Below are 22,226 nucleotides of genomic sequence, written 5' to 3'. Positions count from 1 at the left end.
AGCGGTCTCGCTCGTTCGAGTCTGGAGGCACTGTGAAATTTCGAACGTGGCGGTGACCGCTGATCGGGACACGAATTCAAGACGCCACCAGGTACGTAGCGGTCGCTTGCTCAGCTGTGCGCAGGAACCGTTGTAGCGCGGCAGACCAGTGCCACGAGGGAGTCGATCTCCTCGTGTGTCAGCGCTCGCCCTTCGAAGAGAGAGACGGACACGGCCGGCGCCAGCATCATCTGGAGCACAACGGCGGGGTCCACATCAGGGTTCACCTCACCGCGGCCGATGGCGCGTCCGATCATCGTGAACCAGTGTGGGAGGTCGTTTCGGTACCAACCCATCATCGTGTCGTTCAAAGACGGGTATCGATCCGAGATCATCGTCGCCATGAGCCCGCGTTCGACGGGATCGGCTGCGAGCGAGGCGAGTTGGGTGATAAGCGCGCGAACATCGCTTTCCCACGCACCGGTGTCCGGAGCATCGGTGCGATGACGGGTGTGGAACGCAAGGGCCTCATTGAGCAGCTCTGTGGAGGAGGGCCACCATCGGTATACGGTGCCGCGGTTCACCCCTGAGCGTTCGGCAACCTCGGCAATCGGCAGCTCGACCTTGCCCTCGGTCAAGAGTTCCAGGCAAGCGCGCAGCACAGATTCGCGGACACGCTCGCTGCGTCCTCCAGGCCGGACGCGTGGTTTCGCTATTGGATCCTGGACGCCCATGTCACCGGTCTACTACGGCATTTAGGTCGAGAATCACCGCCTCCCGCTGAGCGGTCCAACTGGAGGGCGTTAACGCGACATTCTGTTCAAATAACCCCGCGGTGGTCGCCAGAACCCCTCGGAAAGGGATGTACTCCCAAATGCACATCAGCATGGGTCTTCCGACCCTCTTCCCTCACGCGCGCGAGACGGAGCTTGCGTGGTATCGCAAGATCGACGAAGGGCCGTGGGACGGCCTCGTCACGTACGAGCGGGTGCTCTATCCCGACAGCTGGTCGGTTGTCCCCCAGCTTGCCGCCGCGGCAGCGATGACCGAGCGCGTGCGGCTCTGGACCGACGTCGTTGCGCTCCCGATGCGGGACCCGGTCCTGTTCGCAAAGGACCTGGCGACCATCGATGTCCTGTCCGGCGGGCGCCTGACGCTCGGGGTCGGTATCGGCGCATGGGACGAGGACTACGTCGCAGTCGGCAGCGCGCTCGACCGGAAGCGTCAACGTATGGACGAGGCCGTAGCGGCGATGCGCAGGGTGTGGGCCCAAGAGCCTCCCGTCGAAGGACACCTTCCGGTGGGTCCCGTGCCCGTCCAAGTTGGGGGCATCCCGCTCGTCGCCGGAGTGATCGGCCCCAAGGCGCTCGCCCGAGCCGCGCAGTGGGCTGACGGAGTGAGCGACCCGGCGCATTCACTTCACTTCGACGCCGAGGCGTTGGCTGCGCAGCGTGAGCGCGTCATGGAGGCTTGGCGGGCGGCGGGAAGGACGGAACGGCCGCACTTCTCCGCACCGGTCTGGTTCGCGCTCGGTCCGGATCCGGAGAACCAACTCGGGGAGCATGTACAGGATTTCTGGAACCAAGATGTCGACCTCACCGGAGCTGAGTCCTCCTTCCTCACGGCCCCGACCGCAGGGACGTTGAATTGCGGAGCCTCCGGGCTCCTCGCAGCCGTCAACGGCGCGCGCGAAGCGGGTCTCGATGAGCTCAGGCTCGTCCCGACGACAGCCGATCCCGACGAAATTGACCGGGCGCGAGAGGTACTCGGTATCTGATCCCGCCGCACGAGGTTTCGAGCGCCTGCCGCAAGCTCACCGGCTGGGACTGGGCGATGGGCCGTCGAAGAGTCTGTCGAGGTAGTAATCGATAGCGGCCGATGCGGCGTCGGGATCGATGACATCGAGGTCGAGAAGCGGGGTGAACCCGGTCAGTGCGAGCAGAAGGTTTGTCTCGATGACCGGATCGCGATCCGGCGGGAGGTGGCCGTCGGCAATTGCTTGCCTGATCAGGCGTTCTGTCAGCGTTCTGCCGTTCCGGAGTCCGAGGCGGGCCCGTTCATGTAGCTCTGGGTCGTGCAGCGCCTCGAGGGTGTAGGCGGCACTCATACGGCTGGTGGCGCGGGCGTCTGCGTGCAGGGGGAGCATCTCTATGAGGATCACGCGCAGTGCGTCTCGGGGGTGCGGGGGTGAGCCGAGACGCTGGAGGCTTTGGGTCACGCGCTGCGAGGTCTGTTCGGAAGCGAACTCCATCGCGAATTCGAGCATCGCTGTCCGGGAGGCGAAGTAGTGCTGGACCTGGCCGAGGGAGACGCCCGCCGCGCCGGCGACCTCGCGCATCGTCGCCCGGGACCATCCTTGCTGTTCCACTACCCGCCACAGCGCGCGTGCGATGGTTTCGCGGCGTTCTCGGTGGTCGACCTGTTTCGGCAACGCGCACCCCTTTCGCTATTACCATACATCTGACTTAATACATCTGACTTGGAAAGGAGTGGTGCGAGATGACCGCATTCACCGACCCCGAGCTGGAGGCAGCATATTTCGCGGCCTACGACGCGGTGATGGCCAATTGGCCGGTGCCGGCCGAGACGGTCGATCTTCCGGGACGGTATGGGACGACTCGGGTCACATCCGCGGGCCCGACCGCAGCGCCGTCGCTGGTCCTGCTCCACGGATACAGCGGCACGTCCGGAATGTGGTACCCGGTAGTCGGTTCGCTGGCCGAGGAGCACCACGTGCGGGCCGTGGACACCATGGGCGAGCCGGGCCGCAGTCGGCACACCGGCGCAGCCTTGACCAGCATGGAAGATCTGGTGGACTGGCTGGCGGAAACTTTCGATCTGCTCGAGTTGCCCGCGGCCGACCTGTGCGGTCAGTCCCTGGGTGGGCACCTCGCACTCCGGTTCGCGCTCGCCCATCCCGAACGGGTGCGGCGGCTGGTCCTGCTCGATCCGCCCCTGGCCTTCGCCGGTCTCAGCCCTGAGTTCGAGGAGCTTGGCCGGAACCGCGACCCGCACCCGACTTTCGAGGATGCGCGCGCGATGCTGGCACCGGGCGCTCCCGGCAGCGGGCCGGCCCATCTGGAGGCCTACCTTGACCTGCTCGCGCACGGAGCCGCGCACTTCCCGGCTTCGCCGATCGTTCATCCGCACCTGCCGGACGGGCTGACGCACCTGCCGGTCCCGACCCTCGTCGCCCTGGCCGGGGCGAGTCAGGTGCACGATTCGGAGGCAGCAGCGGAAGTCGCGCGGCGTGCCGGAGCGGACACGGTGATTCTCCCCGGTGCGGGGCACGGTCTCCTGGCCGACGTCGAACCTGTCCGCAGCCGGGTCCTCGAACACCTCCGGCAGAAGGACTCGCCGACGTGATATCGCGACAGCGAACCCCGAACAGGGAGACCCTCAGAATGCCAAGGGATGCGCGAACTTCGCCCGCAGGAGCGCGCCGATCTCTGCCAGGGCCAGGCGGCCCCGCGCGGTGGAGTCGGCGCGCATCAGAAAGCCGTGGTACATACCGGGATAACGCGTGAGGGTGGTCTGCACGCCCGCATCGCGCAGGCGCCCGGCGTAGCGCTCGCCCCAATCACGGATCGGGTCGCACTCGCCGGTCACGACGATCGCCGGCGGCAGGCCACGAAGGTCGGTCGCATACGCCGGGACCTGATACGGGTCTCGCGGCGCTCCGCCACGGTCGACCAGTTCGTGCATGTAGACGATGTCTTCATGGCGCAGCAGTGGGGCGTCGGGCATGGAGGTGATGGATGCCGCGCCCATGTCGCGGTCCAGGCCGGGATACAGCAATACCTGGGCGAAGATTCGTGGACCGCCGTGATCGCGGGCCGCCAATGTCACTGCGGCAGCCAGCGATCCGCCGGCGCTGTCGCCGACGACCGCCAGCCGGCTTACATCGAGGTTCAGTTCGTCGGCATGAGCGGCAACCCATTCGGTGGCCGCGTAACCGTCGTCGAATTGCGCTGGCGGTGGCGATTCCGGTGCCAGTCGGTACTCGACCGCCGCCACCGCGGCGCCGCTGGAGTGTGCCAGTTCGCGCGCCAACGGCTCGAACGAACGATTGGAACCCATCACCAGCCCGCCGCCGTGCAGGTACACAAGTACGGGCAGACCGGGCTCCGGGCTGGGCCGATACAGGCGCAGCGGTATCGGACCGCCCGGGCCTGTGGCCGTCAGGTCTTCGATGCCCGCCATGGCCGGCATCTCGGGCAGCGGTCCGGATTCGAGGCCGGCCCGCACGGCCTGCAGGCCGCGGGCCCGCATGGGAGCGATCTCACCGAACGAGGAAACTCGTGCGGCCGCATCGGGATCCAGTGGTGGATAGGACATTTCAGCTCTGAGCCGGATCGAAACGGCGCTCGGTCCGTAAGTGGGGAGCCTCCTGGTTGCTCAACACCCGGGCCCGCTCGGACATCGCCGAGCCGACGTAATCGGGTTGGGTGAGCAGATAGAACCGGCCTTCGGCGGCCTGCTCGAACACCACCTCGGCGGCGGCCAGCGGATCCATCGCCTCGGCCTTGATGTCGAGCATGGCGGCGCGCTGTCCTTCGGCCGCGCCGGCATCGCCGGACTGGACTCCGCCTGCCGATTCGAAGATGTTGGATACCACGGCGCCCGGTAGCACCGCCTGCACGTGCACATGATGGTCATGTCCGGCGGACTGCACTTCCAGGTGCAGGCATTCCGTCAGGGCCAGAACGGCATGCTTGCTCATGATGTAGGGCGCCTGCAGCGGGACAACGGCCACACCGCCGATCGAGGACAGGTTCCATACCCAGGCAGGTGCGTCGGTGGCCATCATCTTCGGCAGGAATGCCTTGACGCCGTGGAACACTCCGCTGATGTTGATGTCGACGACACGTTGCCAGTTGTCGACCGGGGTGTCCCACAGATATCCGAACTGCTCGATGCCGGCGTTGTTCACCAGCAGGCGTACCGGTCCGAGTTCGCGGTAGACGTCGTCTGCCATCGCTTGCACCGCAGCGGCATCACGCACATCGCACACCACGTCGGTCGCCGACCCGCCGGCGGCGCTGATCTCCTCTCGGAGGCCCGCGATGGCGTCGGCGTTGATGTCGACCAGCACCACCGTCATACCCAACCGGCTGGCATGCCGCGCGAGGCCGGCGCCGATTCCGGCGCCGGCACCCGTGATGACGGCGACTCCGCCCCCGAAGACCTCTGCGGCGTTCACGCGGAAGGGGCGCCGGCGGCCGACGTTGTGATGGACGAGGCCTTGGCGGCGTGCTCGGCGAACGGGACCGAGTCCTCGGCGTCGAGCACGACATTCAGCGAGGTGAAGACCAGACCGTCGTCCGACTGCCGGATCCCGGCATCGACGACCCCACTGGACACCGCGAACGGAACGTTGTTGGTGATCTGGTTGACGAACAGATAGAAGCGGACGTTGGTGACCGCGCCGTCGACTCCGGTGCGGAACACGTTGGTCGCGTGATGACGGCACGGGTACGGGTTCTCGTTGCGGTGCTCAATGAGCCAGGCCACCGTCTCGGCCTTACCGTGCAGTTCTGCGGCCAGCAGGTGCTCGAACGGGCAGGCACCGGAGTCTGAGCGGCTCAGGTACTCCATCTCGTCGGCGAGGCGGATGCCGACCTCATCGAAGTGACCCTGGTCGTAGTGGTACCAGAAACCGGAGATGAACTCTTGGACATCGGACAGGGCGATCTGGTTGCTCATGCCGGCAGTCAACCCGTGATGTGGCGCCGGTAACAGCACCGGTGACCGGTCAGCGGAACACCAAACCGCTATGCGCCGGCGATCAACGCCCAGAGCTGTTGTCCGCCTGCCGCAACGGCCGCCGCCGCAACCCGGTCATCCCAGAAGCGCACGGAGCCGAACTCCGAGCGCCAGGCCAAGGCTGCGCGGGTGAACTCGTGCAGACGATGCTCGTGGGTGGTGCCGATCGCGCCGTGCACCTGGTGCGCGTTGCGGGTCACGACCGAGGCGGCATGCCCGGTACACGATCGCGCGGTCGCGATCTGGAAGTCCAGTTGAGCTGACTGCCAGTCCGTTCCGATGGCGGTGTGCAGCGCAGCCTCGGTGGCGGCCCGCGCCAGCGCCGCCTCTGCCGCCGCATCCGAGATCAGGTTTTGAATCGCCTGGAATTTCGCCAGCGGGCGCCCGAACTGCACCCGTGACGCCACGTGTTCGATGGACAGCGCCACAGCACGATCGAGCGCCGCGCACACCTGAACCGCCCGTACCATCGCGGATTTGCGGGCGAGCTGGTCGACCAGTCGTGTAGGCACCGGTGGTCCCGTCATTGACGTGGTGTCGATGGTGATCGTGTCGCGCGGCTCGCCGATCAGGTTGGTGCCCGGGGTGATCGACAGGTCCGCGGTGTCGAACTCGGTGAGCCGGTATTCGTCGCCGGCCGGCCAGAGCACGACGATCCGTTCCCCATCAGCGGCCCACGGCACAGGTGCGGGGGATTCGCCGCGCAGTGGAGCCACACACACCGTTCGCACGGCGTCGTCGACGGGCCTGCCGGTCGCCTCCAGCATCCAACAGGCCAACAGATCGTGTTCGGCCAGGGGGATGCGGACACCGTGACGGACTGCGGCACTGAGCAACTCGGCTGCCTCGAGCCAACCTGCGCCGCTGCCACCGGATTCCTCGGCGCCGGTCAGGCGGACCAGTCCCAGGGACTCGAGCTGCTGCCACAGTGCGCGGTCATAGGTGACGCGCTCACCCGGGCGAACCGGGCCTGCGGTCTGGCGGTACTCGGCAAAGACGCCGTCCATCATGGCCGCGAGATCGGGGTCCACCGCCAACAGCGTGCTGACAGCGAGTTCAGTTGTGTTCATCGCATACCCAATCCCCGCGCGATGACACCGCGCAGTACTTCGTTGGTGCCGCCGCGCAACGTGAAGCCGGGGCGTTGGTCCACCGCGGTGGTGACCAGGTGCGTCCACTCGGCGTCCGTCGCGGCGTCGTCTCCGGTCTGCCGATCTGCGTAGTCGGCGATGTCGCCTTCGACCGTCGTGCCGAGGACCTTGACGACGGCCGCCGGAACGTCGGGGTTCTCACCACGCTCCAGGGCGGCGGCCACCGCGGTCGATATGTGATGCAGTCCGGTCACTCGCGCGACCAGACGGCCCAATTCGGCTTCCTCTGACGTGTTTTCGAGCGCGCGGGGCAGCAGGGGGAACGTCGACAGGAATCTCTCCGGCCCGCTGCGCTCGAAGCTCAGTTCTGAGGTGACCTGGGTCCAGCCGTGGCCGATCTCGCCGAAGACCATGGCATCGGGAACAAACACTTCGTCGAGCATGACCTCGTTGAAGTGATGGCCGCCGTTCATCGAGATGATCGGGCGGACCTGCACGCCCACGGCGCGGAGGTCGACGATGAACTGGCTCAACCCGGCATGCCGGTGCGACGGATCGACCGGTTCGGTGCGGGCCAACACGATGAAGGCATGAGCGTGGTGCGCCCCCGAGGTCCACACCTTGGTTCCGGTGATCGACCACCCGCCGTCGACCGGTACCGCACGGGTGCGGACGCTCGCCAGATCCGAGCCGGAATCCGGTTCGCTCATCCCGATTCCGAAGAAACACTCACCACGCACGATGCGAGGTAAGAACTCTGACTTCTGCTCTTCTGTCCCGTATTTCAGGAGCGACGGGACGATCTGGCGGTCGGCGATCCAGTGGGCGGCCACCGGGGCGCCCGCGGCCAGCAGTTCTTCGGTCACCACGAACCGTTCCTGAAACGAGCGGCCATGACCGCCGTAGTGCACGGGAACGGTCATGCCCAGCCAGCCCTGCTTCGCCAGGGACCCGGTGAAATTCTCGTCCCATCCGCACAGCCAGGCATCGACGGAAGGCTTGAATGCACCGGCGGCCAACTGTTCGGCCAGGAAGCCACGGACTTCCCGGCGTAACTCGTCCAGCTGTGCGCCGGTCACGATGTCCGCCACTTCGCGATGCGGCGTTGGTGCTCGGCGTCGTGGTGGGCCAGCGGTTGCATGGCCGCTGCCATGGACAGCGTGGATTCCAGGGAGCCGGTGGTCGATTCCTGCAACAGGCGCTTGGCCATCCGCAGTGCGTGCGGCGGGTTGACCGCGATCTTGTCTGCCAGTGCCCGTGCTTCAGTCAGGAGGTCTTCGTGAGGTACCACTCGGCTGACGAGTCCCCATTCCAACGCCGTTGCGGCGTCGATCCGTTCGCCGGTGAAGGTGAGTTCGGCGGCGCGAGCGTAGCCGATCGCGCGCGGCAGGAACCAGGTGCCGCCATCGCCCGGGATGAGGCCGAGCTGCACGAAGCTCTCGGCGAAGGATGCGCGCTCGGAGGCAATCCTGATGTCGCACATCATCGCCAGATCGCACCCGGCGCCGATGGCGGCGCCGTTGACCGCAGCGATCAGAGGGACTTCGAGCCGACCCAAGGCACGTGGGATCCGTTGGATCCCATCGATGTAGGCCCGTCGCTGGTCGATAGCCGCCAGACCGAACATGCCCTGACGGTCGGCCATCTCCTTCACGTTGCCGCCGGCGGAGAAGATCTTGCCCGCACCGGTGAGGATGACCGCACCCACGGTGTTGTCGGCGTTGACCGCATCCACCTCTTCCTCGAATGCGGCGATGACGTCCTTACCGGTGATGGCATTGCCGACGTCGGGCAGGGTGATCGTCCAGATTTGCACCGGTCCGTCGGTGTGGACGTCGAGCGGCGGGGTCACGCATGCTCCTTGAGCTGAAGGGATTTGGTCTGGAGGTACTCCTCGAAGCCGAACCGGCCCAGTTCACGGCCGATCCCGGACTTCTTGTACCCGCCGAACGGGGCGGTGGGGTTGTAGGCGCCGCCGTTGATGTCGAGCTGGCCGGTTTGCACCTGACGGGCGAAGGCGATGGCGTCTTCGTCGGTGGCGGCCCACACCGCGCCCGACAGCCCATATGGGGTGCCGTTGGCGATGCGCAGTGCATCGTCGGAGTCGACGAAGGTCGTCACCGCGAGCACGGGACCGAACACTTCTTCCTGACCGAGTTCGGATTCGGGATCCACATCGGCGAAAACCGTTGGTGCCACGAAGTAACCGACGTCGCGGATCGGTTCCGCGCCGCCCGTCAGTAGCCGAGCACCGTCGCGCTGGGCGCGCTCGATGAAGCCACGAACGGTGTCGAACTGCGACCGCGACGCCGACGGTCCGATCCGGGTCGCCGGGTCGCGCGGATCGCCCACGGTATAGCGGCCCACGGCGGATTCGATCAGGTCCAGCGCCTCGCCATATCGATTCTGCGGCACCAGCATCCTGGTCCAGGCCATGCAGGTCTGTCCGCCGTTGAGGAAGGCATTGCCCACGCCGACCTTGACCGCGGTGGCAAGATCGGCGCCGTCGAGAATCACATTGGCCGACTTGCCGCCGAGCTCGAGGGCGACCTTCTTGATCGACTGGCCGGCCAGCTCTCCGACGCGTGCGCCCACACCGGTGGACCCGGTGAACGAGACGAAGTCGACATCGGGATGTGAGGCGAGGCGTTCGCCGATCACCCGACCGGGGCCTGAGACGAGGTTGATGGTCCCCGGTGGCAGGCCAGCCTCTTCGCAGGCTTCGACGAAGGCGAACACCGAAAGCGGGGCCTCGTTACTGGGTTTGAGCACGACGGGACAGCCCGCAGCGATGGCGGGTAGCACCTTGGCGACCACCTGGTAGAGCGGATAATTCCACGGCGTGATGGCGCCGACGACGCCGTAGGGCTCCCTCAGGACCAGCGAATTGCCGATGCGCTCTTCGAATTCGAAGGTCTCCAGCACATCGGCGAAACCCTTGGCCACCGCCAGCGGCACCTGCGTCTGCACCGTCTGCGCGATGCGTATGGGGGCACCCATCTCGGCGGTGATGAGTTCGGCGATATCGGGTAGGCGTTTCTCCATCGCAGCGATGACCCGCTGCACCCGGTCCCGACGTTCGTCAACGGTGATGAGCGGGTCGAACGCCTGACGGGCCGCGGCCACCGCGATGTCGACGTCGACGGCGTCGCCATTGGGCACGTGGCCGATCACTTCTTCGGTCGCCGGGTCGACGACCTCGATGAACCCGTTCCTGGTGGGGGCGGTCCAGCTGCCGTTGATGAACAGTCTGTCGTGGTCGAAAGTGGGCACTGTCATCCTTTTTGTTTATGGTGCGATGCTGGCGCGGACGTCGCGCTTGCCGTCAGCTGCGCTGAACGCTTCGTTGATGTCGTCGAGTGAGTACGACGCCGCGGCGAGCCGATCGAACGGCAGTTGATGCTGGTGACTGTCCAGGAAGGTCAATGCGCGGGACAGGACTGCCGGGTCGTACAGGGAGACCCCGACCATGGTCTTGTTGGTGAAGACGAACCGTGACGGATCGAATTCGAACGTCTTGCCGATGTTGATGTTGCCGATCTCCACGTAACGGCCGAACTGCGCGAGCATCTGCAATCCCTCGTCGATGGCCGAGGGATGGCCGACGACCTCGACCACCACGTCGGCGCCCTGGCCGTCGGTCTTGGCACGCACCGCCTTGGCCCGGTCTTTGGGAGTGGACACCTCGTTGAGGTCGATCACCGAGTCGGCGCCGAATGCTGTTGCCAACTCCAGCCGCTCGGGTACGCCGTCGATGGCGATCACGTTGGCCGCCCCGCGCGCCTTGGCCACGGCGACCGCGTAGAGACCCAGGGCGCCGGCACCCTGGACCACGACGTGCTCACCGAGCTGTAGGTCGACGCGTTCAAGTCCATACATGACCTGTGACAGAGCGCAGTTCGCGCCCGCGGCGATATCGTCGCTCAGGGTGTCCGGAACCGTGTAAACGACTGCGCCGGCAGGCAACAGGTAGTAGTCGCCGTAGCCGCCGACAAAATAGGGCGGTTCGTCGGCACGGCCCAACATCGCCATTTTCAGGTTCAGGCAGGCGTTACGGCGCCCCGCCAGACAGTTTCGGCACTGGTGGCAGCAGTAGAAGTACGGGAACACCACTCGGGTGCCTTCAGCCAAGGGTTTGCCGTTGGAGTCGGCGGTCACTCCGTTGCCCAGCACCTCGATGGCGCCGACCATCTCGTGACCCAAGACGGTGGGTAGCTGTCCACCTAAGCCGCGGGTGGCGAAAGTGCCATGCCAGGCATGTACATCTGAACCGCAGATGTTCGTCCGCAGGACTTTGACCAAAATTTCCCCGGGCCCGACTTCGGGTAGGGAGACCGTCTGAATCTCAAATGGTTTGCCTGGTTCGTCGAATCGCGCGATGCGGCCGGTATACACAGTGATCCCTTCAGTTGCTGGTGGATTCGAGGCTGAATCGCTGTCGCAGATCGCGTTTGAGCAATTTGCCGCTGGGGTTCTTGGGCAGGGAATCGACGAAGAAGATCTGTTTGGGGGTCTTGAACCCGGCGAGATGGTCACGGCAATGACGTAGGACCTCGTCTTCGGTCACGGTGGTGCCGGCGCGAGTCACCACCGCGGCGACGACGGCTTCCACCCAGATCGGGTGCGCCACCCCGAAGACCGCGGCTTCTTCTATCCCGCTGTGCCGGTAGAGAACTTCTTCGACCTCGCGGCTGGCGACATTCTCGCCGCCGGTTTTGATCATGTCTTTCTTGCGGTCGACGACGTGTAGCAGCCCGTGCTCGTCGTAGAAGCCCAGGTCGCCGGAATGGAACCAGCCACCGGCGAAGGCCTGGGCGGTCTTGTCCTCATCGTCGAGGTAGCCCAGCATCAGATGCGGGCTGCGGTGAGCGATTTCGCCGACGGTGCCGGACTCGACCGGAACATCGTTGTCGTCGAGGATCACGGTTTCGACGTTGACCACAGGTCGGCCGGCCGCGCCGGCATGAGCGTCCTGCTCGGCAGGCCCCAGGGCGGACGCCAGCGGTGCCATCTCGGTCTGGCCGTAGAAGTTCCACAGCCGCAGATTGGGCAGCCGCCTGCGCATCTCGTGCAGGATCTCGGTGGGCATCGGTGAGGCGCCGTAGTACCCCTTGCGCAGGCTGGACAGGTCTACCTCGTTGAACACAGGGCTGCGCAGCAGGCTGATCCACACCGTCGGTGGCGCAAAGTAATTGGTGACGCCGTAGCGCTCGATCGTCCGCAGTACCAGCTCCGGATCCGGCCGAGGCAGGATGATGCTGGTGGCACCCAGGTAGATGTCGGTAGCCAGGAAATTATCCAGCTGAGCGCAGTGATACAAGGGCAGGGAATGGATTTCGACGTCGTCGCCGGACATCGAACCCGCCACGATGGTGCTGATGTACTGCCACATCAAGCTGCGACTGCTGTGCATCACGCCCTTGGGCCGGGATTCGGTGCCGCTGGTGTACATCACCCGCAGCAGCTGATCGTCGTCGATCCGGATGTCCGGCACGTCCGCGGTCGTGGTGAGCCATTCGGCGAAATCAGGCCAGTCGCCGGCGCATGTCTGGCCGGAGGGGACGAGTGCTGCCTTCGTGCGGACTGCTGTCCCCGCGGCCATGGCCTGTTCGGCCACCGGGATCAGGTCGGCCTCGACGATGAATCCGGCGGCCTGACTGTGGCCGAGGATGTAGGAGATCTCCTCTGGCATCAGCATGAAATTGATCGGCACCAGCACCACACCGGCGCGGGCGGTGGCGAATGCCAACACCGCGTACTGCCAGCAGTTGCGCGACAACAACGCCACTCGGTCACCGGGAAGTAACCCGTTCTCGTGCAACGCGGCCGCCGCGCGGTCCACCAGGTGATCGAACTCGGCAAAACTCAGGGCGACGTCGCCATCGATGATGGCGGTCTTCTCAGGTTGCTTACGCGCCGACCGGCGGGGGCTATCTGCGAGGCTGTGGCTGCGGGCCCGGGCGATGACGGCGGCAAGGTCGTCGGAATGCATGGTCGGCAGAGTAGGCACGCCACCCGCTGCGGCGGTGGTTCGTCTCCCGCTCAGTAGACAGGGAGGGCGCGGTGCGGGGCCCGACCCTTCGATACTCGAAACCATGACCGCTACCACTGAATCCTCGTCACTCGCGGATCGCGCCCCAGACCCTGACGTCCTGCGCGCCCACCTCCTGCAGGCGGACTCCGGTGTCCTGGTCGCGGTGTTGGCGCAGATGACGGGTGATCCGGCGGTCATCGATCGGTATGCATCCAAGATCGATCACGTTCCCGATCCGCCGGAGCGGGCCGGATCGACCGATCCCCAGACGGCCGAGATGCTGGCGGACGAAATCATTGCCGCGCTCGGTCGGCCGCGTCCGGCTGGTGCGCTGCCGGTAGACGATCGCGGGTTCTTCGCCCGTCTGCTGCCGATCGCGCTGGGTGGTCCTGTCGACGACGAACACGTCGACCTGCTGTTGGAGCAAGGCGGATTCCGCCCGTCACATCCGACGTTGCCGCGCACCACGCCGATTCCCTCGTCCACCACGGTGGCGATCATCGGTGCCGGTATCGCAGGTATCGCGGTCGCGCTGGCCGCTGCGGAGGAGGGCGTGCAGTTCGAGATCTTCGACCGCAACGACGAAGTCGGCGGCACCTGGCTGACCACCACCTACCCGGGCATCGGCGTGGATACTCCCTCGGCGTATTACTCGCTGTCGCGCGAGGTGAACCCGGACTGGTCGAACTACTACCCCCAGGGGGCGGAATACCAGGCCTACCTTGTTTCGCTGGCCGACAAGCACGATCTGCGCCGCCACATCCGGTTCGGCACCGAGGTCGAAGCCTTGTGGTGGGACGAGGAGCGGGCGCAGTGGGAGATCCACTCCCGCTCTGCCGATGGCACCCAGAGCATCGACCATGCCACTGTCGTCGTCACCGCAGCCGGCTACTTGAACCGTCCCCGATTCCCGGAGATCAAGGGTTCAGATACCTTCGCTGGAACGAGTATTCACTCGGCGCAATGGGACCCGTCACTGGATCTGACGGGTAAGAAGATCGCGGTGATCGGTGCCGGTTGCACTGCGGTGCAGATTGTCGACGCCTGTGTCGACGAGGTCGAGAACCTGACCGTCTTCCAACGCCAACCGCACTGGGTTGCCCCACGAAAGCGCCCTTCCGACGAGGTGCCCGCACACCGTCGCTACCTGGGGCGTGCATTGCCGTTCTATTCGATGTGGCACCGGCTCAAGTCGTACTGGGGTACCGCCGACAACAACTACCCCATCATTCTGCAGGACCCCGAATGGTCCAAGACGCACCTGTCGATTTCACCAGTCAACGATGTGCTTCTGCAGATGTGCCTGGAATACATCGACCGGATGTTCGGTGCCGGAACAGAATTGGCGAAGAAGGTGACGCCGGATTTCGCACCCTACGGCAAGCGGATCATCCGCGATCCCGGTGGTTACTACGCCGCGCTCACCCGCGACCACGTCGACGTAGAGGCGAGCGAGCCCGCCGAGATCAACGAACGCGGCATCGTCACCGCTGACGGTCGTCAGATCGATCTCGACGTGATCATCTACGCCACCGGCTACCACTTGGATTTCCTGTCCACCGTGGATATTCGGGGTCGGGACGGCAAGACCCTGGCCCAGGTGTGGGGCGACAGTCCCAGTGCGTACCGCGGCGGTACCGTACCGGGGTTCCCGAACCTGTTCATCACCTCCGCGCCGAACTACAGCCCGGGACATGGCGCGGGGGCCAACTTCTCGATGGAGATCTTGGCGCATTACATCCTGGAGTGCCTGCAGCTGATGGCGCTGCGCGGCGCGTCGACCATGGAAGTCACCCAGGCCGCGTTCGAGGATTACGTCGACGGGATCGACAAGACCATGCAGGGCACAGTGTGGTGCCATACCCCCAACGCGCACACCTACTATCGATCGCAGTCCGGACGCGTCGTGGTGGCCACGCCGTACCGCCTGGTGGATCTGTGGCACCAACATCGCGCGCCGATCGAAGAGGATTTCGTTCTCCGATGAACCAGATGCTAGCCGGTAAAACGGCATTGGTCACCGGAAGCAGCCGCGGTATCGGTCGCGCGATCGCCCAGCGGTTGGCGGCCGAGGGTGCGACCGTGGCCGTGACCGCACGGTCCCACACTCCGACCCCGTCCACGCGGGCCGGAGTCACCGAGGCGATCCCGGGAACGATCGAGGAGACCATCGCTCTCATCGAAGACGCCGGCGGTTCGGCCTTCGGAGTCGCTGCTGATCTCGAAGATGCCACTGCGCGCGACGGATTGATCGAGGCCGTCATCGAACGCACGGGTCGGTTGGACATCCTGGTCAACAACGCCGGCTATGCCGACTATTCGGTCGTCGAGGACATGCCGGTCGAGACCTTCGACCGTACCGTGGAGCACTACCTGAAGACTCCGTTCGCGTTGACGAAAGCCGCTGTGCCGCACATGCGTAATCAGGGTGCCGGCTGGATCGTCAACATCGGATCGGTGACCGGGGTGGCCCCGGTGCGGCCCTACCGGGACTACAACAAGACCGCGGGCGACGTGATCTACGCGTCGTGCAAGGCTGCGTTGCATCGGTTCACCCAGGGCGTGGCCGCCGAACTGCTCGATGCCGACATTGCGGTGAACTGCGTCGGACCGTCGACGGCGGTGCGCACGCCGGGCGCGGCGTCGCTGATTCCGGACAGCTTTCCGACCGAACCGGTCGAATACCTGGCCGAAACGGTACTGGCGATGTGTCACCTGCCTGCCGCGGAGCGGACCGGTCTGGTGGCGTTCAGCCTGCACTACCCGTGGTCACAACAACTTCCGGTGCACTCACTGGACGGCGCCACGGTACTGCCGCCGCTGCAGCCGCCCGCGGCGGCGAATCCCAACATCTTGCCGGCGGGGGTTTGAGTCGACAGTCCGGTGTCTTCTCGCCTTCGAGTTTGTTCGGTGGTCGGTGCCGTGATGATGTTATGTCCTTCGCCGCAGCATCATTGGTCGCGCATGTAGCACTGGGTGGACAGCTTGAGGTGTCGTTCGACGGGGTGGCAGAGCTGCGCGGCGAGCGTAACGCGATCAAGAGCCGTTCGGTCGAGATCGTGGCTGAATCGAGCGTGACGAACCGCGCGCGGGGGCCACCCGGCACCAGCTCGATCGCAGCGTTGTTGGCGTGGACGGCCTGTGTGGCCTACGCAGGGATGCCCGACGGTCGGTGCGAGACCATCACCGGCATCCATGATCACGCACCGCGCGGGAATCCACCCCACCATAGCCACCGCCGCCGACATCGCCCCACACCGGCTACTATCCTCGCCACCCTCAGCAGCGCCCACACGAGTCCCGACGCGACCGACCGCCGCGACTCCACGCTGCCGACCGGGAAGGCGATCGGCAGCTACCCACAGGCTCCGCTGCGCTCCCTCTGTTTCCGCAGCCATCCACTATCGACGGCATCGAGCGAGCTTCGTCGGAGCAACTCCAAAGCTGTGGTGAGAAAATTCTCTACTGGTATCAAGACGCCAGGTCAGCGGTCGAAGCGGCGACCCTCGGAGCAGTTGAGACGCCGTCGGTGATGGCCAGCAGTCCTCGATGGCAAATCATCGAAGCCGGAATCGTGCCTTCAGCAGCCACAAAAAATAGCGCGCTACGACGTGCTGCTGGCCCGATACAGTTGTCTGTGTGAGACGGTAACTACCGTTGCCACGACAGGGGACGGGTCGCCAGTCTTCCGTGGCACACTCAGTACAAAGATCCTATTATCGGCCCGACTTCTGGGATGAAAGACATCATCACCGTTCCAACTAATGGCTGGGGCAGCAAGCCTTACGTTACTGGTCAGGAGGAATACCGATTCCGGCTCATGGGTAAAGGATTTGACGGTGCGCCTGGACACGCCCAGTGGGTGCAGCAGGACGGGAAGTGGTACCCGGCTACTTGGGTTGGCTACGACTATGAAGTCGAGCACGTCAGGCAGATGGCTGGGCAAGAAGGCCCTGTAGGTGGAGTAACCATGCGATGGGGCATGGGCGAGTGGCATCCGATTCAAATTTTGGACATTTATCAGGCGCAAGGCAGAAATCCAGCACTGACGATGTACCTGCCGAATCCAAACGGAATGGTCGAGTTGTCGCCCAAGGACTCGGTAGCGAGGGGAAGATGACCCCAGGAACTGTTCGTCGGCGGTGGGTTATATTCGCCATAATCGCAATACTCAGCGTTACCGTTGCCGCGTTGTGGGGGGTCCGGGAGTATCGTGCACGCGCGACGATGCGCGCCGACTGTGCTGCTGTAGAGCGGCTGGGCGCAAGTTGGGAACAGCTGTCCGACTCAAGCCTGACGGGCAGCGACAAACCCGAGGACTGGCGCGCCCTCGGCGCTGATATCCACGCCAGCGCGTCGCAGATATCAGATCCTGCCAAGCGATCTCAGATGGACAAGTGGGCAGACGGTGTAGACATGTTGGCTGATGTCACGGCGGCGCGGGGGGCCGGACCGTATGACGTTGCCATTGAAGAACAGCGGACCCAGAAATCTCTCGAAGCAGGCACACTGACATATCAGGCTGCAGGTTCACTTTATGAATCGTGCGGCATTCGTTCGAAAAATCAGCTACACAATTAAATTGAGCATTTCTCTGCAGTAAATTCTATCTTCCGGTCAGCGATTTCAGTCCGATCGCTATCCTTGAGGGCCGGATGATCGTAAATTACTCAGGCGAATGATAGTCGAATGGCGCGAGAAATTTTCGCGAAGCAGCACTTTGGACGACTTTGGGCTGATTGATGTTGAGATCGCGCACCGCCCATCAGCGCTCTTCCTCGATTTCGTCATTATCACTCCAGTATGCCCACTCGGGTAGTGGCGTCGGGGGGACGCCGACGTTGGACAAATAGCCAAGATCGGGGTTAGGTTCACGGCGAAGGCGAACCTTTTTTACACGCCGGATGTATGTAATCAAAATGATCGAAATTCCAACGCAAATGAAAGCTAGAAGTGCCCATTTGAAAATGGTCAGGTACATTGTAGCTTCCCCAAATCGCGTTGTTCGACCATCTGACGACGCTTTTGCTCAATAGTGCAGACTACAACGGGGTCGTCAGGTAACCACCTCGCCCACGTCGGTACCGCAGCAGGGAAATTTCATCGGACCAGCTAGTGCGCGCGATCTGGGCTTCTTCAACCACTCTCGACACCTTGTTCACCCGCCGTCGGGTCCTAAGGTCCTCCAACGCTGGAAAGGGGTTAACGACTTGTCGTCGGCGATGAGTAGGCGCTCGCCTGTTCGAGTACAGGTGCAGGCAGTTCGCAGAAGCTGTGGCAGACCCGGTCCCGCACGATGATGTCAGTGGTCTCGGGATCGAACCAACGGTCGACCACCGCCCAGTGGATCGGATGCATCAGGTAGGGGCCCATCAGCCCGTCGACGTCGGTGAATTCCTGTTCGAAGACGTGGGTCCATTCGCTGGTACCGACGGAATGCTCGACCCGGCTCAATTGCCACGCGGTGATCGTGGGGACGTATCGGGGCATCATCGACAGTTCACTCTCGAATGCTGCGACGGTCTCGGCCTCTACGTCGTCAGGCACTCGGAGCAACAGGGCGCGGTAAACGGTGCCGTCGCCGCGGCGAGTTGGCGACCCGTGGTAGGTGACCCCATTGACGTGGGTGATCGCCGGGTCAGTCAACAACGCATCGAAATCGATGCTGTCCCAGTCAGATTGGTGGCCGAACCGCAGGTGGACCAGGATATCGCCGCCATTGCGGGAACCCGGCAACGTCGGCTCTACCAACGCTCTCAATGCTCCGCTGCGTTCGGCTGCGTCACGTAGGGCGCCAAGGACACGGCCGCGTTCGGACTCGTCGACGTCGACCAGGCGAGTGACCGCGAATGTGGCTTCGCCGGTCGATGTGCCGGTTGGGATGGCCGGGGCAGGGGCGTCGACGGCCTCGGCGGCGGATGCAACCTCGCGAGTGCGTTCCACCACCAGATCGGTGACGCCTTCCCACCAGCGCGCCACGGCCGGGTCGGGCCGGCCCTGCCAGGTCATCTGCCACCAGGCCTGGGGGCTGGGCAGCGTCCAGGTAAAGGTGACCACGTTGGTTCGGTCGTCGAACCAAATGGGCGGGGTGACCAGGACATCGCGCAGTGTCATGCCGCGCTCACGCGCGCCCGGGGCATATCCGGTCAGGTAGGTATCGATGAACTTCTGAGCGCAGCCCGCTCTGGTGACCACCCGATCGATGACGAAAACCTCAGCCATGAACCGAGATTACGATCGTCCGCTTTGACTGAGGCGCAGCGTTCCCGGCCATCGGGAAACCACCGTTGACGACAGTGAGTGTCGGCGCGATGGTGGGGGGATGACCGATCCGTTCAGCCCGGCACAGCTCGGGCCAGTGGCGCTGCGTAACCGAGTGATCAAGGCTGCCACGTCGGAAGGCCGCTCACCCCACGGCCTGGTCACCGACGACCTCATCGATTTCCATCGCAGCTTCGCCGAGGGCGGTGTCGGGATGACCACCGTGGCTTACTGCTGTGTGTCTCCCCAGGGGGCGAGCGCACCCGGTCAGATCGTCATGGACAGCAAGGCTCTGCCGGGACTGCGGCGGCTCGCCGATGCGGTACACGGTGCGGGGGCGGCCATTTCGGCGCAGCTGGGCCATGCCGGCGTGGTGGCGCAGAAGAAGCTGACCGGTGTCACCGCCGTGGCGCCGAGCAAATTCATCAACCCGACCTCCTTCGCGTATTGCCGTGAGATCACCCGCGCCGAGATCGCTCAGGTGATCGACCAGTTCGGCGACGCCGCGCAGGTGGCCGTCGACGCCGGATTCGATTCCGTCGAACTACATTTCGGCCATCTCTACCTACCCAGCTCGTTCTTGAGTCCGCTGATCAATCGTCGTAAGGACTCCTACGGCGGTGACATCGACAATCGATCGCGATTCGTGCGGGAGATCGCGGCGCGGGTTCGCGAGGTGGTGGGCGACCGGGTCGCGGTGATCGCCAAACTGGACATGGACGACGGACTTCCGGGCAGCATCTGGATCGACGAGGCATTGCGGACTGCCCAACTTCTCGACTCCGACGCCACCCTCGACGCCATCGAACTGACCCAGGGGTCGTCGGTGTACAAGCCCATGTACCTGTTCCGCGGCGACGTCCCGGTCAAGGAGTTCGCGAAGGTGATGCCGCCGGCGTTGCGGCCGGCGATCCGGCTGGTGGGCAAGCAGACGATGGGCGTCTATCCGTATCACGACCTCTACATGCTGGAGGCCGCCCGGCAGTTCGTGCCGCTCATGCGCAACACCAAACTGATTCTGCTGGGCGGCATCAACGATCGCGAACACCTTGAGACGGGTATGCGGGAAGGATTCGACTTCTTCGCCATGGGCCGGGCATTGCTGCGTGAACCGGACCGGGTCAACTCGATGATCGCCGAGCCCGCCTCACGCAGCCGCTGCAACCACAACAACAAGTGCATGGTGACGGTGTTCAGCCGCACCCATTGCGTGCTCGACCCCGAGCAGCGCTACGGTGCGGTGCTCAGCGTCGAGCAGGTCACGTAGCGCCCGGCTTCGCTGTGCCACATGGGTTTCGTTCATTGTTGCCATCCTACGTACTGTGTCAGCTCGCATGAGGTGGGCCAGTAGTGGCGGGCTGTAGCGCTTGAAGATGCCGGCGCGATGGGCGCCGGGTACACGCTGTCAACGCGCAGCGGGCGCGACGTGCTGTCGCAGCAGGGCCCGCACCCGGGCCGGCACCACCCTCGGTGGGCTAGCGATCATCCGTGCCGCTGCCCGGGCGGCGTCTTTGCGCTCGCCGAGCTTGGTGACGGCGGGATCGTGCATCCGCCACGGCGAAGCCCGGTACTCAGGTTGCGACGCGACGATCTCCAGCACCGTCTCGATGTCCTTCACGTCGCGGTCGGAGTGCCTTACGGTCCATGCCAGCATCTTCAACACGAACGCGGCCTCGACGTCGGGAACCGGGACCTCGAATTCCAGATAGGTGCTGTCGGTGAGCCGCGCTGTGACGGCCACCCACACCGGCGGCGACGCCAGCGCCAGGCGTAATCCCGGTGCCCCGTCAAAAGCCCGTTGACCGATGTATCTCTTGCCCGGTTTGGTCTCGGTGGGCACCAGGAGATCGACCGCGCGTTCACCAAGCTCGTATCGGTTTCCGCGGATGTCCGTGTAACCCAACGCGGTGAGCTGGTCGTGGAATTCGCCGGCAACAGCCACCTGCTCGTCGATCCCCGCATCGGCGTCGGAGGTCACTCGCGGAACTCCTGGCACGCCGTAGACATGACGGAGCAACCGCACCATGTGGCCGCCGATGACGCGGTAATCCAGATGAGTGGCCACGGCGGACACGTCGTACAACGCACGCATCCCGTTGTCGTCGGCCGTGGCCGTGCACGCCACGACGACCGGTACTGCGGCGGTCACCGGCTCGCGATCCAGTCGGCAAGTCGCTGCGGTGCCCCGTCGCCGATGTCAGCACCGGCGCTAATGTCCTGCAGGACGACCACCGGATCTGCGGTGAGGATGCCGGGATGCTGCGCGCCAGTGACTTGGTTCCACCACCCGGCGGTCGCCCACACCGTCTGGTCAGCAGGCACGCGCACGGTCAAAGTTGCCTCCTCGGCGGTCGCTTCCACCAAATCGAAGTCGGTGAGGTCAATCAGCTCCTCGGAGTAGACCAGGCCGTGTGTCGGTACCCGCCACGGCGCCAGCACATCGGCGGCGACTTCACCGCCGGCAAGCACCCGTACCGTCAGCTCGGCGCCGAGCCGGATCGCGCTGCGGACCTGATCGGTCACCGAGTCTGTGCCATACCAGTAGGTTTCGATAAGTCCGTCGTCGGCCGGCACCGACGTCATCGCGGCGAGGCATTCCCGACGTGATTCCTCGGCCATGGGTGTGTTTGGCAGCGGCACCCTCTCCACCATCTTGGATATCGCCTGCTGGCTCACTGCGATGGCCGCGGCAAGGTCGCTTTGGCGCAGGTGCTCGCTGGTGAGGACGCAGATCCGTTCCGCCGCGCGGCGACGCCAGCTACGTTCGCCTGCGCCGCGGCGGGGGCGCGCCATCGCAGGAGCGCGGTAAACGGTGCCAGAGAGCACCAGTTCGCCTGTACTGCCGACGCTGAGGTCGACGCCCCCCTCGGCTAACAGAGCTGAACGCGCCTGCGCGGAGATGGTGTCGCAGACGACGAATATCCGGTGGCCAGTACGGCTACGGCTGCGATCCAGTGCCAATGTTGGTGACGACACGCGTTCAGCCACGATGAGGTCGGCGGTGACCGCGTGGTTGCCGGCGCGGTAGGTGATGGTTTGGGCATCACCTGTGACCACCGGGACTCCGGCCTCGACCAGGCGTGCGGGCACTGACG

Annotated in this window: 21 protein-coding genes; 7 read left to right on the top strand and 14 right to left on the bottom strand. The window is 64.7% G+C overall.

The window, feature by feature from the left end; all coding sequences use genetic code 11:
• Nucleotides 1-110: 110 nt before the first annotated feature.
• Nucleotides 111-713, bottom strand: a complete 603-nt coding sequence (locus tag AB0876_RS21290; protein WP_526042895.1) for a TetR/AcrR family transcriptional regulator — start codon at nt 711-713, stop codon at nt 111-113.
• Nucleotides 714-865: 152 nt separating this feature from the next.
• On the opposite strand from AB0876_RS21290, the gene AB0876_RS21285 reads away from it, so the two are divergent.
• Complete coding sequence (locus AB0876_RS21285; RefSeq protein WP_526042894.1) at nt 866-1,756, top strand: LLM class flavin-dependent oxidoreductase; 891 nt, start codon at nt 866-868, stop codon at nt 1,754-1,756.
• Between the two features lie 36 nt (nt 1,757-1,792).
• Here the strand turns inward: AB0876_RS21285 and AB0876_RS21280 are convergent, their stop codons facing one another.
• A complete protein-coding gene (locus AB0876_RS21280) occupies nt 1,793-2,410 on the bottom strand; it encodes a TetR/AcrR family transcriptional regulator (RefSeq protein WP_491841446.1) in 618 nt (205 codons plus the stop codon).
• Nucleotides 2,411-2,478: 68 nt separating this feature from the next.
• Between AB0876_RS21280 and AB0876_RS21275 the strand changes: the two genes are divergently transcribed.
• Complete coding sequence (locus AB0876_RS21275; protein WP_526042893.1) at nt 2,479-3,345, top strand: alpha/beta fold hydrolase; 867 nt, start codon at nt 2,479-2,481, stop codon at nt 3,343-3,345.
• A 33-nt stretch (nt 3,346-3,378) separates the two neighbouring features.
• Here the strand turns inward: AB0876_RS21275 and AB0876_RS21270 are convergent, their stop codons facing one another.
• The 9 genes from AB0876_RS21270 to AB0876_RS21230 form a co-directional block, all read right to left on the bottom strand.
• On the bottom strand, nt 3,379-4,317 hold the full coding sequence (locus AB0876_RS21270; protein ID WP_526042892.1) for an alpha/beta hydrolase: 939 nt from the start codon (nt 4,315-4,317) through the stop codon (nt 3,379-3,381).
• A gap of 1 nt (nt 4,318) precedes the next feature.
• On the bottom strand, nt 4,319-5,182 hold the full coding sequence (locus tag AB0876_RS21265; protein WP_491841443.1) for an SDR family NAD(P)-dependent oxidoreductase: 864 nt from the start codon (nt 5,180-5,182) through the stop codon (nt 4,319-4,321).
• The gene (locus AB0876_RS21260) at nt 5,179-5,685 is read right to left on the bottom strand and encodes a polyketide cyclase (protein WP_491841442.1); all 507 of its coding nucleotides are present in this window, start codon (nt 5,683-5,685) and stop codon (nt 5,179-5,181) included. Before AB0876_RS21260 ends, AB0876_RS21265 begins: the two co-directional genes overlap by 4 nt.
• 68 nt (nt 5,686-5,753) lie before the next feature.
• A complete protein-coding gene (locus AB0876_RS21255) occupies nt 5,754-6,815 on the bottom strand; it encodes an acyl-CoA dehydrogenase family protein (RefSeq protein WP_526042891.1) in 1,062 nt (353 codons plus the stop codon).
• The gene (locus AB0876_RS21250; protein ID WP_526042890.1) at nt 6,812-7,915 is read right to left on the bottom strand and encodes an acyl-CoA dehydrogenase family protein; all 1,104 of its coding nucleotides are present in this window, start codon (nt 7,913-7,915) and stop codon (nt 6,812-6,814) included. Before AB0876_RS21250 ends, AB0876_RS21255 begins: the two co-directional genes overlap by 4 nt.
• The gene (locus tag AB0876_RS21245; RefSeq protein WP_526042889.1) at nt 7,912-8,688 is read right to left on the bottom strand and encodes an enoyl-CoA hydratase/isomerase family protein; all 777 of its coding nucleotides are present in this window, start codon (nt 8,686-8,688) and stop codon (nt 7,912-7,914) included. The genes AB0876_RS21250 and AB0876_RS21245 overlap by 4 nt, the downstream gene beginning before the upstream one ends.
• A complete protein-coding gene (locus tag AB0876_RS21240) occupies nt 8,685-10,115 on the bottom strand; it encodes an aldehyde dehydrogenase family protein (protein WP_526042888.1) in 1,431 nt (476 codons plus the stop codon). The genes AB0876_RS21245 and AB0876_RS21240 overlap by 4 nt, the downstream gene beginning before the upstream one ends.
• Nucleotides 10,116-10,124: 9 nt before the next feature.
• Complete coding sequence (locus AB0876_RS21235) at nt 10,125-11,231, bottom strand: zinc-binding dehydrogenase (RefSeq protein ID WP_526042887.1); 1,107 nt, start codon at nt 11,229-11,231, stop codon at nt 10,125-10,127.
• A gap of 10 nt (nt 11,232-11,241) precedes the next feature.
• A complete protein-coding gene (locus AB0876_RS21230; RefSeq protein WP_526042886.1) occupies nt 11,242-12,828 on the bottom strand; it encodes an acyl-CoA synthetase in 1,587 nt (528 codons plus the stop codon).
• A gap of 103 nt (nt 12,829-12,931) precedes the next feature.
• On the opposite strand from AB0876_RS21230, the gene AB0876_RS21225 reads away from it, so the two are divergent.
• The 4 genes from AB0876_RS21225 (at nt 12,932) to AB0876_RS21210 (ending at nt 17,451) form a co-directional block, all read left to right on the top strand.
• Nucleotides 12,932-14,857 (top strand): flavin-containing monooxygenase, encoded by a 1,926-nt coding sequence (locus AB0876_RS21225; protein WP_526042885.1) that lies wholly within the window; start codon nt 12,932-12,934, stop codon nt 14,855-14,857.
• Nucleotides 14,854-15,741, top strand: a complete 888-nt coding sequence (locus tag AB0876_RS21220; RefSeq protein WP_526042884.1) for an SDR family NAD(P)-dependent oxidoreductase — start codon at nt 14,854-14,856, stop codon at nt 15,739-15,741. Before AB0876_RS21225 ends, AB0876_RS21220 begins: the two co-directional genes overlap by 4 nt.
• An 865-nt stretch (nt 15,742-16,606) precedes the next feature.
• Complete coding sequence (locus AB0876_RS21215; protein ID WP_055110597.1) at nt 16,607-16,990, top strand: hypothetical protein; 384 nt, start codon at nt 16,607-16,609, stop codon at nt 16,988-16,990.
• Nucleotides 16,987-17,451: a hypothetical protein gene (locus tag AB0876_RS21210; RefSeq protein ID WP_133058786.1), complete on the top strand. Its 465-nt coding sequence runs from the start codon at nt 16,987-16,989 to the stop codon at nt 17,449-17,451. The genes AB0876_RS21215 and AB0876_RS21210 overlap by 4 nt, the downstream gene beginning before the upstream one ends.
• Nucleotides 17,452-18,072: 621 nt before the next feature.
• Here the strand turns inward: AB0876_RS21210 and AB0876_RS21205 are convergent.
• On the bottom strand, nt 18,073-19,092 hold the full coding sequence (locus AB0876_RS21205; protein WP_088304838.1) for a Dabb family protein: 1,020 nt from the start codon (nt 19,090-19,092) through the stop codon (nt 18,073-18,075).
• Between the two features lie 100 nt (nt 19,093-19,192).
• On the opposite strand from AB0876_RS21205, the gene AB0876_RS21200 reads away from it, so the two are divergent.
• Entirely contained in the window at nt 19,193-20,398 is a 1,206-nt protein-coding gene (locus tag AB0876_RS21200; protein ID WP_055110596.1) for an NADH:flavin oxidoreductase, read from the top strand.
• 138 nt (nt 20,399-20,536) lie between these two features.
• On the opposite strand, the gene AB0876_RS21195 is transcribed toward AB0876_RS21200, so the two are convergent.
• Complete coding sequence (locus tag AB0876_RS21195) at nt 20,537-21,280, bottom strand: hypothetical protein (protein WP_088304839.1); 744 nt, start codon at nt 21,278-21,280, stop codon at nt 20,537-20,539.
• The gene (locus AB0876_RS21190) at nt 21,277-22,188 is read right to left on the bottom strand and encodes a hypothetical protein (protein WP_198542213.1); all 912 of its coding nucleotides are present in this window, start codon (nt 22,186-22,188) and stop codon (nt 21,277-21,279) included. Before AB0876_RS21190 ends, AB0876_RS21195 begins: the two co-directional genes overlap by 4 nt.
• Between the last annotated feature and the right edge of the window lie 38 nt (nt 22,189-22,226).

Origin of the sequence: Mycobacterium sp. NPDC049093 (assembly GCF_040704635.1) — a bacterium.
In the GTDB taxonomy this organism is placed as follows: domain Bacteria; phylum Actinomycetota; class Actinomycetes; order Mycobacteriales; family Mycobacteriaceae; genus Mycobacterium.
Note: the sequence above shows the minus strand (reverse complement) of the source record. Positions and strands in the feature narration are given on the sequence as shown.

Excerpts from the sequence above, each read along its gene's own strand:
- AB0876_RS21215 (WP_055110597.1), top strand. The coding sequence starts at position 16,607 with ATGAAAGACATCATCACCGTTCCAACTAATGGCTGGGGCAGCAAGCCT.
- AB0876_RS21210 (WP_133058786.1), top strand. The coding sequence starts at position 16,987 with ATGACCCCAGGAACTGTTCGTCGGCGGTGGGTTATATTCGCCATAATC.
- AB0876_RS21260 (WP_491841442.1), bottom strand. The coding sequence starts at position 5,685 with ATGAGCAACCAGATCGCCCTGTCCGATGTCCAAGAGTTCATCTCCGGT.
- AB0876_RS21230 (WP_526042886.1), bottom strand. The coding sequence starts at position 12,828 with ATGCATTCCGACGACCTTGCCGCCGTCATCGCCCGGGCCCGCAGCCAC.
- AB0876_RS21240 (WP_526042888.1), bottom strand. The coding sequence starts at position 10,115 with ATGACAGTGCCCACTTTCGACCACGACAGACTGTTCATCAACGGCAGC.
- AB0876_RS21270 (WP_526042892.1), bottom strand. The coding sequence starts at position 4,317 with ATGTCCTATCCACCACTGGATCCCGATGCGGCCGCACGAGTTTCCTCG.
- AB0876_RS21225 (WP_526042885.1), top strand. The coding sequence starts at position 12,932 with ATGACCGCTACCACTGAATCCTCGTCACTCGCGGATCGCGCCCCAGAC.
- AB0876_RS21290 (WP_526042895.1), bottom strand. The coding sequence starts at position 713 with ATGGGCGTCCAGGATCCAATAGCGAAACCACGCGTCCGGCCTGGAGGA.
- AB0876_RS21205 (WP_088304838.1), bottom strand. The coding sequence starts at position 19,092 with ATGGCTGAGGTTTTCGTCATCGATCGGGTGGTCACCAGAGCGGGCTGC.
- AB0876_RS21220 (WP_526042884.1), top strand. The coding sequence starts at position 14,854 with ATGAACCAGATGCTAGCCGGTAAAACGGCATTGGTCACCGGAAGCAGC.
- AB0876_RS21200 (WP_055110596.1), top strand. The coding sequence starts at position 19,193 with ATGACCGATCCGTTCAGCCCGGCACAGCTCGGGCCAGTGGCGCTGCGT.
- AB0876_RS21255 (WP_526042891.1), bottom strand. The coding sequence starts at position 6,815 with ATGAACACAACTGAACTCGCTGTCAGCACGCTGTTGGCGGTGGACCCC.
- AB0876_RS21285 (WP_526042894.1), top strand. The coding sequence starts at position 866 with ATGGGTCTTCCGACCCTCTTCCCTCACGCGCGCGAGACGGAGCTTGCG.
- AB0876_RS21275 (WP_526042893.1), top strand. The coding sequence starts at position 2,479 with ATGACCGCATTCACCGACCCCGAGCTGGAGGCAGCATATTTCGCGGCC.